Annotated in this window: 12 protein-coding genes; 8 read left to right on the forward strand and 4 right to left on the reverse strand. The window is 69.2% G+C overall.

The window, feature by feature from the left end; genetic code table 11:
* Positions 1-143 precede the first annotated feature (143 nt).
* Together PJ250_RS09185 and PJ250_RS09190 are read left to right on the forward strand one after the other, a co-directional pair.
* Positions 144-1,433, forward strand: coding sequence for an acetyl-CoA C-acetyltransferase (locus PJ250_RS09185; protein ID WP_271648274.1), 1,290 nt, complete (start codon positions 144-146; stop codon positions 1,431-1,433).
* Positions 1,434-1,625: 192 nt separating this feature from the next.
* Complete coding sequence (locus tag PJ250_RS09190; RefSeq protein WP_271648275.1) at positions 1,626-2,777, forward strand: MFS transporter; 1,152 nt, start codon at positions 1,626-1,628, stop codon at positions 2,775-2,777.
* Positions 2,778-2,858: 81 nt separating this feature from the next.
* Here the strand turns inward: PJ250_RS09190 and PJ250_RS09195 are convergent, their stop codons facing one another.
* Genes PJ250_RS09195 through PJ250_RS09205 form a run of 3 tightly spaced genes read right to left on the reverse strand, consistent with a single transcriptional unit; the run spans position 2,859 to position 5,968 of the window.
* Positions 2,859-4,121 (reverse strand): heme biosynthesis HemY N-terminal domain-containing protein, encoded by a 1,263-nt coding sequence (locus PJ250_RS09195; protein ID WP_271648276.1) that lies wholly within the window; start codon positions 4,119-4,121, stop codon positions 2,859-2,861.
* Complete coding sequence (locus PJ250_RS09200; protein ID WP_271648581.1) at positions 4,118-5,149, reverse strand: uroporphyrinogen-III C-methyltransferase; 1,032 nt, start codon at positions 5,147-5,149, stop codon at positions 4,118-4,120. The genes PJ250_RS09195 and PJ250_RS09200 overlap by 4 nt, the downstream gene beginning before the upstream one ends.
* A gap of 57 nt (positions 5,150-5,206) precedes the next feature.
* Positions 5,207-5,968 carry a uroporphyrinogen-III synthase gene (locus tag PJ250_RS09205; RefSeq protein WP_271648277.1) on the reverse strand — a complete coding sequence of 254 codons (762 nt, stop codon included), beginning with the start codon at positions 5,966-5,968 and terminating at the stop codon, positions 5,207-5,209.
* Positions 5,969-5,988: 20 nt separating this feature from the next.
* Between PJ250_RS09205 and PJ250_RS09210 the strand changes: the two genes are divergently transcribed.
* From PJ250_RS09210 to PJ250_RS09230, 5 genes are all read left to right on the forward strand, one after another.
* The gene (locus PJ250_RS09210) at positions 5,989-6,447 is read left to right on the forward strand and encodes a YiiD C-terminal domain-containing protein (protein ID WP_271648278.1); all 459 of its coding nucleotides are present in this window, start codon (positions 5,989-5,991) and stop codon (positions 6,445-6,447) included.
* 49 nt (positions 6,448-6,496) lie between these two features.
* Positions 6,497-6,907, forward strand: coding sequence for a hypothetical protein (locus tag PJ250_RS09215; RefSeq protein WP_271648279.1), 411 nt, complete (start codon positions 6,497-6,499; stop codon positions 6,905-6,907).
* Positions 6,908-7,022: 115 nt separating this feature from the next.
* Positions 7,023-7,457, forward strand: coding sequence for a rhodanese-like domain-containing protein (locus PJ250_RS09220; protein WP_271648280.1), 435 nt, complete (start codon positions 7,023-7,025; stop codon positions 7,455-7,457).
* A gap of 125 nt (positions 7,458-7,582) precedes the next feature.
* On the forward strand, positions 7,583-8,101 hold the full coding sequence (secB, locus tag PJ250_RS09225; RefSeq protein WP_271648281.1) for a protein-export chaperone SecB: 519 nt from the start codon (positions 7,583-7,585) through the stop codon (positions 8,099-8,101).
* Between the two features lie 54 nt (positions 8,102-8,155).
* The gene (locus PJ250_RS09230; RefSeq protein WP_271648282.1) at positions 8,156-9,187 is read left to right on the forward strand and encodes an NAD(P)H-dependent glycerol-3-phosphate dehydrogenase; all 1,032 of its coding nucleotides are present in this window, start codon (positions 8,156-8,158) and stop codon (positions 9,185-9,187) included.
* A gap of 195 nt (positions 9,188-9,382) precedes the next feature.
* On the opposite strand, the gene PJ250_RS09235 is transcribed toward PJ250_RS09230, so the two are convergent.
* Positions 9,383-9,757: a helix-turn-helix transcriptional regulator gene (locus PJ250_RS09235; RefSeq protein ID WP_271648283.1), complete on the reverse strand. Its 375-nt coding sequence runs from the start codon at positions 9,755-9,757 to the stop codon at positions 9,383-9,385.
* Between the two features lie 371 nt (positions 9,758-10,128).
* On the opposite strand from PJ250_RS09235, the gene PJ250_RS09240 reads away from it, so the two are divergent.
* Entirely contained in the window at positions 10,129-12,261 is a 2,133-nt protein-coding gene (locus PJ250_RS09240) for a hypothetical protein (RefSeq protein ID WP_271648284.1), read from the forward strand.
* Positions 12,262-12,278 lie beyond the last annotated feature (17 nt).

A 12,278-nucleotide genomic window follows, 5' to 3' on the forward strand; every position in this document is an offset into this window, starting at 1 on the left:
CCGGCGCTCTTCGGCACGGACCATTCACGCCCGGGCGTGCAAGGTCGGCCTCGTGGTTGGCCGGTCTCCTGTTGCGCCGCTACACTTCGCCATACGCCCGCGCATGCGCGGCACTCCACCTCACCGCACACGGCCGTCCACCGATGTCCTCCACGCAAGCCGCTCGACCCGTCGCCATCCTCGGTGGCGTCCGCATTCCGTTCTGTCGCCAGAACACCGCCTATTCGGACGTCGGCAACCTGGGGATGTCGGTGCGCACGCTGGGGGCGCTGGTCGAGCGCTTCGGCCTGCATGGGCAGGTCCTGGGCGAGGTGGCCATGGGCGCGGTCATCAAGCACGCCAGCGACTGGAATCTTGGGCGCGAGGCGGCGCTGTCTTCCGGCCTGTCGGCGCTGACTCCTGGCATCACCATGCAGCGTGCCTGCGGCACCAGCCTGGACACCATTGCCTACATCGGCAACAAGATCGCCCTGGGCCAGATCGAGTCGGGCATCGGCGGCGGTTCGGACACCACCTCGGACGTGCCGATCGTGTACGGCAAGCAGCTGCGCGCGCGCCTGCTGGCGGCCAACCGGGCCAAGACCCCGCGCGACAAAGCCAGGGCGCTTCTGAAGGGGTTCCGCCTGTCCGAGCTCAAGCCCGAGTTCCCCGGCGTGGGCGAGCCGCGCACCGGCAAGTCGATGGGCGAGCACTGCGAGGACATGGCCAAGGAGTGGAACATCTCGCGCGATTCGCAGGACGAGTGGGCGGTGTCCTCGCACAAGAAGCTGGCTGCCGCCTACGAGCGTGGCTTCTTCGATGACCTGATCGCGCCGTTCCGCGGGGTGAGCCGCGACAACATCCTGCGTCCGGACACCTCGCTGGAGAAGCTGGCCACGCTCAAGCCGGCCTTCGACAAGACTTCCGGGCGCGGCACCCTGACCGCGGCCAATTCCACGCCGCTCACCGATGGCGCCTCGGCGGTGCTGCTGGCCAGCGATGCGTGGGCGGCCGCACACGGGCACACGCCCCTGGCCTATCTGCGCGACGTACAGAGCGCGGCGGTGGACTTCGTCCATGGCGAGGGCCTGCTGATGGCGCCGACCGTGGCCGTGCCGCAGATGCTCGCCCGGCACGGGCTGACCCTGCAGGATTTCGACATCTACGAGATCCACGAAGCCTTCGCCGCCCAAGTGCTGTGCACCCTGCGCGCCTGGGAGAGCGAGGACTATTGCACCCGTCGCCTGGGCCTGCCTGGGGCGATGGGCCGCATCGACCCGACCAAGATCAACCCGAACGGGTCCTCGCTGGCGACCGGTCACCCGTTCGCCGCCACCGGCGGGCGCATTATCGCCACGGTGGCCAAGGAACTGGCCCAGCGCGGCGGTGGCCGCGCGCTGGTGTCGATCTGCACGGCCGGTGGCATGGGCGTGGTGGCCATCGTCGAGCGCTGATCCCGGCCGGGGGCCCGTGGCCCGGCGCGGTGAGGGGATCTCGGCAACGCCGGGGCGCCATCGCCGACGCACTGGCGCATCATGGGCCGCCCCCTGGTCACCTCAGCCGCGCCCGCACCCGCGCGCTGTCTTCCGTCATTGAACGACGCGTCCTCTTCCCGCCCAGCGTCGAACCCGACGCCTGTCCCCGTCATGCGCCGCGTGCTGGGCATCGTGGTGTTCAACTTCGTTGGCTATTGCTGTGTCGGACTGCCGTTGGCCGTGGTCCCCGGCTTCGTCCACGGTGCGCTCGGCTACGGCACGGTGCTGGCCGGCCTAGCGGTTAGCCTGCAGTACGTGGCCACCCTGCTCAGCCGCACGATGGCGGGGCGTCTCTGCGACCACCGCGGGCCCAAGGTCTCGCTGCTGGTCGGCCTGTTGGCCTGTGCGTTGTCCGGTGCCTGCACGCTGGGCGCGGCACTGGCCGGCGCGTGGCCGCTGGCAAGCCTGTCGATCCTGTTCGTCGGCCGCCTGCTGCTGGGCTGCGGGGAAAGCCTGGTCACCACCGCGACCATCCTGTGGGGCATCGGCGCGGTGGGAGGCCTGCATACCGGCCGGGTCATCTCCTGGAATGGCGTGACCACCTATGGGGCGTTGGCCGTCTCCGCTCCGGTCGGCGTGTTCCTGGCGGCGCGCTTCGGGCTGGCATCCCTGGGCGTCGCGACCCTGCTGATGACGTTGGTCGCACTGGTCGGTGTGGCGGTCCGGCGGGGCGTGCCGCCCATCCATGGCGAGCGCATCCCGGCGCGCCAGGTGCTGCGCCGGATGCTGCCCTTCGGACTCTGCCTGGGCCTGGGGTCGGTGGGTTTCGGCGCGATCACCGCCTTCATCGCGCTGTACTACGCCGATCACGGCTGGCCGCACGCGGCCCTGGCCGTCACCCTGCTCGGCGTCGCTTTCGTGACCACCCGGCTCATCCTGCCCAACGCGATCAACCGGCATGGCGGCTACCGCGTGGCGGTGGTGTCGCTGGGGGTTGAAGCCCTGGGACTGGTGTGCATCTGGCTGGCGCCGAGCCCGTTATGGGCAGCATGCGGAGCCGGGATCACCGGCGCCGGCTTCGCCCTGGTGTTTCCCGCCCTGGGCATGGAGGCGGTGAAGCGGGTCAGTGACAGCAACCGCGGCACCGCGCTGGGCATCTACTCGCTGTTCCTGGACCTGGCACTGGCCATCACCGGCCCTGCGGCCGGTGCGCTCGCCGTGGTCTGGAGCTACGGGGCGATCTACCTGGTGGCTGGCTTTGCCGCGCTGGGCGCTGCCGCCGCCAGCCTGTTCCTCGCACGACGCGCATACGCCCTGGCCTGAGTGTCCTGGCGGTTGTTGACCGAATCAGCGTCGATCGCCCGCACGCCGCCGAGCGGGCCCGGCCGACGCAACACGGCGTGATCAGTTGCGCAGGCGCGGCATGCCGTGTTCGTCGCGTTCCTCGCCCACGGCGTGGTCATGGATCTGCTGGCGCAGGTCGCGTTCGGGCAGCGCGGTGGCGACCTCACCGCGGCTGGCGGCCAGGGCGTTGGCGTAGCTGCGCCGGGCCAGCAGATCCTGCCCATCGGCAGCGTAGCCATCGCCGAGTTCCTCCCATGCGTCGGCACCGGCGCCCTGGGCCAAGGCGCGGTGCAGGAAGTCCTGCGCCTGCGGCCACTGACCCTGCTGCCGGGCGAGCCGCGCCAGGGTGAGCAGCAGGGCCGGGCTGTCGGAATGCGTTTGTATCCAGCGCTGGGCGCTGGCCCGGCGAGAATCGAGCTTGCCGACCGGGAGCTTGCCGTACAGGGCGATCAGCCCTTCGTCCCAGCGGCTGTCCAGCGCGTGTTCCAGCGCATGGGTCGCCGCATCGTCCCAGTGCAGGACGGCGGCCCGCGCGGCATAGGCGGCGACCACCGCCGGCTCCACCCGCAGCGGCTTGGGCAGGGCTTCCCAGCGCTCGGCCAGGACGTTGGCATCGCCGGCCTGTTCCAGAGTGCGGGCCGCCAGGTCGCGTTCGAACCGGGCCTGTGCTTCCGGGGCCAGGGCGCGCTGCTGGCGCAGCGGGCCGAGCAGGCCCCAGGCATCGCCGGCGCGTCCGATCTCGGACAGGGCCTGGGCCCGCAGGTAAAGGCCGCGCGGAGGCAGCGGCTGGGCTGCGGGTGCATCCAGCGCGACCAGCGCCTGCGCGGGCTGCGCGCCGCGCAGGGCATCTTCGGCGACCAGCAGGGCGTGGCTGGTCGGGTTGCGTTCGGCCAGCGCCTGCAGATGGCGCTCGGTCGCGGCAGGGTCCTCGCGCGCCTGGGCGCCGCGCACGGCGCCGGCGCGGGCGATCGCACCGACTTCGGCATCCTGCGCGGCGCGGTCCAGGGATTTTTCGGCGCGCTGCCAGTGGCCGTGGTGCAGTGCTTCGAGTCCTTCGATCAATTGGGCCCGCGCGCGCTTGCGCCGGTGTCGCCCCCAGGTCCGGAACGGCAAGGCCAGCAGCGACCAGACGATCCACAGCAGCAGGGCGGCGGCGACCAGGGCCAGGATGGCGCCCGGCACCGTGGCGGTGATGTCGTAACCGCCGACCCGCACGAAGACTTCGCCCCAGTCGCGAATGTCCTCGCGCGCGAGCCACTGGGCGCCGATGACGCCGATGGCCACCAGGACCAGCAGAACGATGGCAAGGCGCAGGGTCTTCATGGCGTGGTGTCCTCACCGGTGGAGGGCGCGGGGTCGGCCGCCGGGGCGGCGGGCAGCGGTGGCGCGGCGGGCTTGCCACGGAAGGCCTGCAGCTGGGTCAGCGTGCTGCCCAGCTCAGGCAGCGCAGGCTGCAGTGGCAGCGCGGCGATCTGGGAGAATTCCTTCTCCAGCGCATCGGCCTGTGGCGAGTTAGGCCACAGGCGCGGCAACCAGCTGGCCGCGCGCTGGACCGAGGCCTGAAAGGCCGGCCGGTCGTTGCGCTCGAGCGCGGCCCGGGCCAGGGTCAGCTCCAGTTGCAGGGCGTTTTCGAAGGCCGCGCGCTGGGCCGGGGCGACTGCCACGCGGCTGCCGCTGGGCCGCACGTCGATGACCGGCGCCAGGATGCGCTGCCAGGCCGGGCGCGTGGCCGGATCATCGACCACCTTCTGCGGCAGCTTGGCCAGGGCTTCGGAGGCCCGGCTCAAACGGGCTTCGACCTGGGCATGCGGCCCGGCGCCCAGACGCAGCACCGCGGCGCGCTCCTGCTCCAGGGCCTGCTTGACGTTGAGCAGACGGGGATCGTCCACGCCCTCCAGGGTGTCGGCGGCCAGCGCGTAGGCCTCCCGCGCGCCGGCGACATCGCCGGCGATGCTCAGGCGCTGGGCCGCCAGGTGCAGTTCCAGTTCGGTCTGGTCCAGGCGCAGGGCGGCCGCGCCCTGGCGGGTGGAATCGGCCAGCTTGGCCACGCTGTCTTCCAGCAGCGCGCCGCGCTGACTCAGGCCCAGCACCTCGTCGCGCAGCACGCGGTTGGTGGCGGCCGCATCCTGGAGACGCTCGCCCTGGGCGCGCTGGTCCTGGCGCAGGGTGTCCAGGCGCTCTTCCAATGCACTGATCTGCTCGCGCGCCGCGTCCTGTTGCTGAGTGCGCCAGGCTTGCCAGCGCTGCCAGCCGTACCAGCCCGCTGCCGCCAATGCCACCAGGACAAGAAGCCCGAACACCCAGCCCCACGGACGGCGGCGCGGACGCGGAAGCTGCTCGCTGTCGGTCAGGGTGTCGTTCAAGGGGAGCTCCTGGGAGGTGAGGGGCCGCCACGGCGGGCCCGCATGCTAACGGAAGCGGCGTGAGAACACGGCGTGCGCTGCCTCCACCAGCTGGCCTGGCCGCGGTCCCTCGGCCTGCACCACCGTCCTGAAACCCGCCTGTCCTGCCAGGTCGGCCAGGCGGGCGCTGGCGGCGATGGCGGTCGCGCCGCGCAGGGCGGCGGCCGCGTCCGAGGGAAGCCGGTCCAGCACCTGTCCCAGGGCTTCGCCGCTGCTGAGGGCCAGGAATGTCGGTTGGTCGAGGGCCTGGAGCTTGTTCACGGCCTGCGGCGACAGGGGGATCGGCGTGCGGGCATAGACGTCCGCACGGAGCACCTGCGTGCCGCGTGCGGCCAGGGCGCCTGCAAGGACGCCGCGCCCGCCTGGCGCGGTGACCAGGCCGACCGGGGAGGCCTGCAGTGCCTCCAGTTCCAGCAGGCCTTCGCTATCCATGCGCGCTGGCGCCAGCGCGCCGTCGATGCCCGCGCGGCGCAGCGCCTGGCGGGTACCCGCGCCGGTCCCGATCCAGGCCTGGCCCGCGCCGGATCGCAGCGGAAGCAGGGCATGGGCAAAGTGCACGGCGGCAGGACTGGTGAACACCACGGCCGGTGCCTGCAGTGCGGCGCGCAGTGCGTCACAGGTAGGCGCGTCGGCGCGTGGCGTCAGGGTCCAGGGGGACAGCGCCAGCACGCCCGCGCCCGCCCTGGCCGCCGCGTGGCGCAGGCCCGCGTGTCCGCCCTGGGGCCGGAGCGAGATGACGTACCATGCGCGCGCTTGACGTGGACCCATGACCGGCAAGAGTACCTGCGATGGATGCCCAACCCCTGCTCGATCCGCTGCGCGCGCTGTGCGCATCCATGCCTCCGGTGGCGGCGATGGCGGTGAGCCTTGACCGTTTCGATGGCACCTGCCTGCATGCCTCGGCGCCGTTGTCGGCCAACGTCAACGACAAGGGCAGCGCGTTCGGCGGCAGCCTCACCGCCTTGATGACCCTGGCCGGCTGGGCGCTGATGACACTCAGGCTCCGCCAGGCGGGGCTGGACGCGGAGGTCTATGTCGCTGACAGCAGCGTGCGCTACCGCGCGCCGCTGCTGCACGACCTGCATGCGCAGGCCTGGCTGGCGCCCGAGGCCGACTGGGACGAGGTGGTGTCGGTCTTCGCCCGACGCGGCAAGGCCCGCGCCTCGCTGCAGGCCAGGATTTGCTTGCCCGAAGGGGGCGTGGCCGCCGAACTGTCCGGACGATACGTAGCGCTGTCCAAGGGTTAGGATGCAGCCGGTTCTGTCGGGGAAGTCGCACGTGGCGAGAATTCTGTGGATGGCGCTCATCGCGCTGGTCTTGGTCGGGTCGGCGCTGCCGGCGCAGGCCGTGGGCAAGCGCGCCAAGCAGCGTCAGCTGACCGAGACCCAGATGCTGTTCACCAAGGCCATGCGCTGGGGCGAGTTCGAACAGGCCTGGAGCGTGGTGGACCCAAAGGTGCGCCAGGAGCGCATGCTCAGCGCGCTGGAGCTCTCGCGCTACGAGCAGATCGAGATCAGCGGTTACAGCGAAGTGGGCAGCATGAGCGAACCCGACGGCACGGTGGTGCGGCTCATCGACGCGCGCATGGTCAACCGCAACACCATGACCGAACGCACCGTGCGGCTGCGCGAGCGCTGGCGTTGGGACGACCAGGACGAGCAGTGGTGGCTGCAGGACGGCTTGCCGGATCTATGGAAAGGGCGCTAGTGCCGGTGTCCACAGGGGACACCCCGGCGTCGAGGGAACTGGCGCCAGTGCCTGCGGCGGGGCGGCGTGTGCGACAATCGCCGGTCTTTTAGCGCCCTGCATCCTTCATCCTGTCGTGAACTTCGATCAACTCAAGGCCTTCGCGGCCGACAACGCGATGCTGTCCATGGCCCTGGTGGGCCTGACCATCGCCATCATCGTCACCGAGATCATGCGCCTGTTCCGGGGCTATGCCGGCCTGCGTCCGGCCCAGCTGACCGGGCTGATGAACGCCGAGAACGCGCTGGTCGTGGACCTGTCGGCCAGCGGTGACTTCGAGAAGGGCCACATCCCCGGCAGCAAGAACCTGTCCGGCAAGTTCGACCCCAAACACAAGCTGCTGGCCGGTGCCGGAGAGCGTCCGGTGGTGCTGGTCTGCCGCAATGGGCAGTCCTCCTCCACGGCCGCCGCCCAGCTCAAGAAGGCCGGGTTCACCAAGGTCTACGTGCTGGAGGGCGGCGTGGCGTCGTGGCAGAGCGCCGACCTGCCGCTGGTCAAGGGCCGCGCCTGATCCCCTTCGCCTGAACAGGCGTGCCGACGTCGGCGGGGCTTGAACCCGGCCGGTCGCGCCGCCACCCCATGCGATAATCCCGGGTTTTCCACCCATCACTGCAACCGCACTTTCCGGAGTACATGATGTCCGACGAGACCACCAACGGCGCCGCCGAGGCCGCCAACCAGGCCACCGGCCCGAACTTCACCGTCGAAAAGATCTACGTCAAGGACGTGTCTTTCGAGGTGCCTGGCGCCCCGGGGATCTACTCGGAGAACATCTCTCCGGAGCTCAACCTCAACCTCAACCAGCGCGTCCAGCGTCTGGGCGAGAACGCCTTTGAAGTGGTCCTGGGCGTGACCCTGACCTGCAAGGCCGGCGATAAGACCGCCTACGTGGCCGAAGTGCAGCAGGCCGGCGTGTTCGGCCTGGCCGGTTTCGATGCGCAGACCATCGACGCGCTGCTGGGCACCCAGTGCCCGAGCATCCTGTTCCCCTACGTGCGTCAGCTGCTGAGCGACCTGATCCAGGCCGGTGGCTTCCCGCCGTTCTTCCTGCAGCCGATCAACTTCGACGGCCTGTACGCCGAAACGCTGCGCCAGCGCCAGCAGCAGGGCGCCACCGGCACGCTCGAGAACGATCCGCCGGTCGGCAATGCCTGATCTTGATGCGGGCTGTGGTAACACTTGGTCCCCTGTTCAATGCCAGGGGATGAGATGACAAGTTTGAAGGTTGCAGTGCTCGGTGCCGGTTCCTGGGGTACCGCACTGGCTGCATTGATCGCCCGGCACGGCCACCAGGCCGTGCTGTGGGGGCGAGATCCGGGCGTGGCGCAGGCCATCGACACCTCGCACGAGAATCCGCGTTACCTGCCGGGCATCGCCTTGCCGGAGACGTTGCGCGCCACCACCGAGCTGGCGGTCGCCATGGCCGACGCCGACCTGATCCTGGTTGTCGTGCCGTCCCACGCCTTTACCGAAACCCTACGCCTGCTGGCGCCGTTGCGCCCCGACGGCGTGGGCGTGAGCTGGGCGACCAAGGGGTTCGAGCCCGGGTCCAGCCGCTTCCTGCACGAAGTGGCCGAGGACGTGCTCGGGCCCGAGGTGCCGTTGGCCGTGGTCACCGGGCCCTCGTTCGCCAAGGAAGTCGCGCAGGGCCTGCCCACCGCGTTGACCATTCACGGCGCCGACGAGGTCTTCAGCCAGCAGGTCGCCGACGTCTTGCATGGTCCGGCCTTCCGCGCCTACACCGGCAACGACATGATCGGTGCCGAACTGGGCGGGGCGATGAAGAACGTGCTGGCCGTGGCCACCGGCGTGGCCGATGGCATGGGCCTGGGGCTGAACGCCCGTGCCGGCCTGATCACCCGCGGGCTCAACGAGATGCTGCGACTGTCCGCGGCCATCGGGGCGCGCCCGGAAACGCTCATGGGCCTGGCGGGCCTGGGCGACCTGGTGCTGACCTGCACCGGCGACCTGTCGCGCAATCGCCGGCTGGGCCTGGCCCTGGGCCGTGGCCAGTCCATCGCCGAGGCGGTCAAGGAGATCGGGCAGGTGGTCGAGTCGGTGCAGACCGCCGACGAGGTCATGCGGCAGGCGCGCAAGCACGGGATCGACCTGTCGATCTCCGAGGCGGTCAGCGACGTGCTGCACGGCGACATCACTCCGCGCGACGCGCTGGAGCGCCTGCTGGCACGGGAGCAGAAGCCGGAATATCCCGAAACCCTGTTCAAGGATGCCGCGGTGTGAAGGTCGAGCCAGTCTGTCAGCAAATGTCAATTAAGAAAGAAAACCCGCCGCCGGCGGGTTTTTTCTTGTCCAAACGCCGCATCGAAGCAACGCGAGTGAGAGACATAATGCGCGAATATGAATTCTTCGGGGCGCCTGCTGTAACCGGTTACAAAACAAAAATGCCGGAGACTTAATGCTTGATCGGGTTGTTCTTCAACCGACCATGGCGCGTAGCAGCTGATAGGCGGCTGAGCGCCGACGCGGCGACAACTTGCGCATCAGTTGCAGGACATTGCTCTCGACCTCGTCTCTTGCGACGTTCTCCGCCATGTTAGCGAGTAGCTCGCTGTGCTCGGTGGGCGCACTGGCTTCCGCGCTGATCTGGCCGCGCCCGGTGGCCAGCCACTCGAACAGCACTTGCGTGGTGACTGCGATCTGCGCCAGATGCTCGACGCTGGGGTGCGTCCCGCCAGCCCGCTCCCACTGTGCGACCGCGCTGCGCTGGACGCCGACGGTCTGTGCCAGTTGTGTCTGCGAGAGACTCCTGAGCCTGCGTGCCTGCCGGATGCGATCTGCCATGACGTGCATGTGTGAACTCCCTTGGGTGATGTTGCCTGCGGCGCGAGCTGTGGCGGCGCGTGTCGGGTTTTACTAACACAGGCAAGTTTCCAAGTCATCAGAAAGCTGGATTACCCGGCGTGTTAGTGAAACTGACGCCCTCCGGGCGCTCGCTGATTTGGACAAACGCCCGATTTGAATTATCAAAAAAAAAGAGGGCGCCGCGCAGTCACCGACGCGCGGCGTCATGCCTGACCTTTCATTTCATTCGTGGGGGCGGCTTGAACAATATTGCAGACGTCCGCGCACATTCGCGTTGATGCCGGGCCGCATCCCGCGCCTGCCACGCAGGCATCGATTAGGACCCGGGTATCGGATTCAGCGCAAGGATGGGGAAGCCGGTGAAGACATCCCAAAATCACGGCCGGGGGCTGGGCGTGTCGATGCGCGCCTTCGCATTGGCGGTCCTGCTCGTCGCATGCTGGCCTTTCGCATCCGCCCAGGCGCAGACCGGTTGTACCGCCGGCGCCTGCGTGTCGGCTGGCCCGCGGCTGGTGAGCGTAGACAGTACGCAGGGACCGCTGCTGAATCTCCTGTTCCGCCTGCTGCTGCCCGGTACCACGGTCAATGCCAGCGTCCTGGACTGGAACGCGCTGGCGCAGTCGGATGTCAATCTCAATGCACTGATCACCCAGCTTGGCGCCAACCTGGGGCTGAGCGACACCAGCCAGATCCTCAATAGCCAGTTGACCTTGGCCCAGCTGCGGCTCGCGCTGGTGCAGGTGGCCCAGGCCGATGGCAACACCGCGGCAGTCAGTGCGCTCAACGCGCTCTCGCCGGCACTCAGTGGGCTCTCGGGCACCGTCCGCCTGTCGAACCTCTTGCAGGTCAGCCTGCCGCAGGGATCGCTGGCGGATATCGATCTGGATCTGCTGGATGTCGTGACAGGCAGCGTCCAGCTCTACAACTTCTCCAACGTGGCCACCACGCCGCAACCGATCACGGTAGACACCGCGGCGCTGGGTCTGTCGGGAGTCACGGCGCTGCAGCTGTGGGCTCAGGTGGTCGAGCCGCCGACGTACGTCTGCGGTGGCGCGGGAAGCGCGTTCCACACCGGCGCCATCCGGATCAAGCTCAACGCGCAGGCGATCAGCAACTTCGATCTTGCATCGCTACGCATGGCCATCAACGGGCTGGGGGTCAGCAACACCCAACTCTCGGCCAGCGTGCTGACCGTGCAGGCCTATGCCGACATCGCGCGGGCCGAGGGCACCATCACCGCCGTCGATGGGCTGGCCAATACGGTGAGCTTCACCGGGCGCCCTGGCCTGGTGAACCTGTACATCGGCAGCATCCCGGATGCGACGTTCTTCAACCGCAGCCAGGTGATCACCAGCGCGGTGGTGACACCGACCACCCTGACCACCCTCAACCTACGGTTTCAGACCAGCGTATTGGGACTGGGGCTGGTGACCGCACAGGTGCCGCTTGCCGTGCAGGCAAAGGCGGCGGCCACCGGATCGCCCGGCATGCAGTCGTTCACCGTTTCGGCGCCGTTTCCGCAGACGCGCACTGCCAGCGCGGGCACGGTCAGCGCTGGATCCCTGATCACCAGCCTGCTGCAGAACCTGACCCTCACCACGACGGCCGGCGCAGTCTCGGCCACGTTGTTGGGCTCGCCGATCACCACGCCCTCGGCCGTCACCACGCTGGTGGGTCAGGTCGTCAGCTTGACCACCAGCACGCTCTCCACCCAGGTCGTCTCCCTGCTCACGCCGATCCTCAACACGGTCCTGGGTGGACTGGTCGACAACCTGCTGGCGCTGCTGGGCATCCGGATCGGCGAGGCCGTGTTCACCGTCGAGGGCATCGCCCGCTCCTGCGCCGTGGTGCTCAGCCTGCAGAAGGTACTGGCGCCGACCAACGATGCCGGGCGCTTCGACCTCAACATCAGCACCGGCGGCAGCGTGGTCGCGTCTGCGAGCAACGTTGGCAACGGGGGAACGACCACGCCGTTCGTGACCACGCCGCAGAGCACCTACGCACTGGCCGAGGCGGCCGCCAATGGCACCATCTTGAGCCGCTACACCACCACCTGGTCATGTGCCGACCAGGACAACAACAGCGTCGCCAGCGGCGCGGGCACCAGCTTCGAGTACGTCGCACCGGCCCTGAGCAACGTGCCGACCACCGTCGTGTGCCGGATCACCAACAGTGCGCGGCTGGCCGACCTGAGTGTGACCAAGAGCGATGCCAGCAGCAGCTACACGCCGGGCGGCGGCGGCACCTATGTGATCACGGTGAGCAACGCTGGACCAGCCGACGTCACCGGGGCCGTGGTCAACGACACGCTGCCGACCGGTGCGGCGCTGTCCGGCCCCTGGGCCTGCGCCTCGACCGGCGGCGGCAGCTGCCCGGCCTCGGGCGGCAGCGCGGGGGGCACGGTGATCGCCATCAGCGTGAACCTGCCCGCCGGTGCCCAGGCCGTCATCAACGTCCCCGTCAGCTACAGCGCTGACGCGGCGGGTTACTGAGGCGCAAGGCGACGATG

It is taken from the genome of Pseudoxanthomonas sp. JBR18, from assembly GCF_028198165.1.
In the GTDB taxonomy this organism is placed as follows: Bacteria; Pseudomonadota; Gammaproteobacteria; order Xanthomonadales; family Xanthomonadaceae; genus Pseudoxanthomonas_A.

Bases quoted from the DNA above. Each gene is read 5' to 3' on its own strand.
- PJ250_RS09185 (WP_271648274.1), top strand. From the start codon at position 144: ATGTCCTCCACGCAAGCCGCTCGACCCGTCGCCATCCTCGGTGGCGTC.
- PJ250_RS09190 (WP_271648275.1), top strand. From the start codon at position 1,626: ATGCGCCGCGTGCTGGGCATCGTGGTGTTCAACTTCGTTGGCTATTGC.
- PJ250_RS09195 (WP_271648276.1), bottom strand. From the start codon at position 4,121: ATGAAGACCCTGCGCCTTGCCATCGTTCTGCTGGTCCTGGTGGCCATC.
- PJ250_RS09205 (WP_271648277.1), bottom strand. From the start codon at position 5,968: ATGGGTCCACGTCAAGCGCGCGCATGGTACGTCATCTCGCTCCGGCCC.
- PJ250_RS09210 (WP_271648278.1), top strand. From the start codon at position 5,989: ATGGATGCCCAACCCCTGCTCGATCCGCTGCGCGCGCTGTGCGCATCC.
- PJ250_RS09215 (WP_271648279.1), top strand. From the start codon at position 6,497: ATGGCGCTCATCGCGCTGGTCTTGGTCGGGTCGGCGCTGCCGGCGCAG.
- secB (WP_271648281.1), top strand. From the start codon at position 7,583: ATGTCCGACGAGACCACCAACGGCGCCGCCGAGGCCGCCAACCAGGCC.
- PJ250_RS09230 (WP_271648282.1), top strand. From the start codon at position 8,156: ATGACAAGTTTGAAGGTTGCAGTGCTCGGTGCCGGTTCCTGGGGTACC.
- PJ250_RS09235 (WP_271648283.1), bottom strand. From the start codon at position 9,757: ATGCACGTCATGGCAGATCGCATCCGGCAGGCACGCAGGCTCAGGAGT.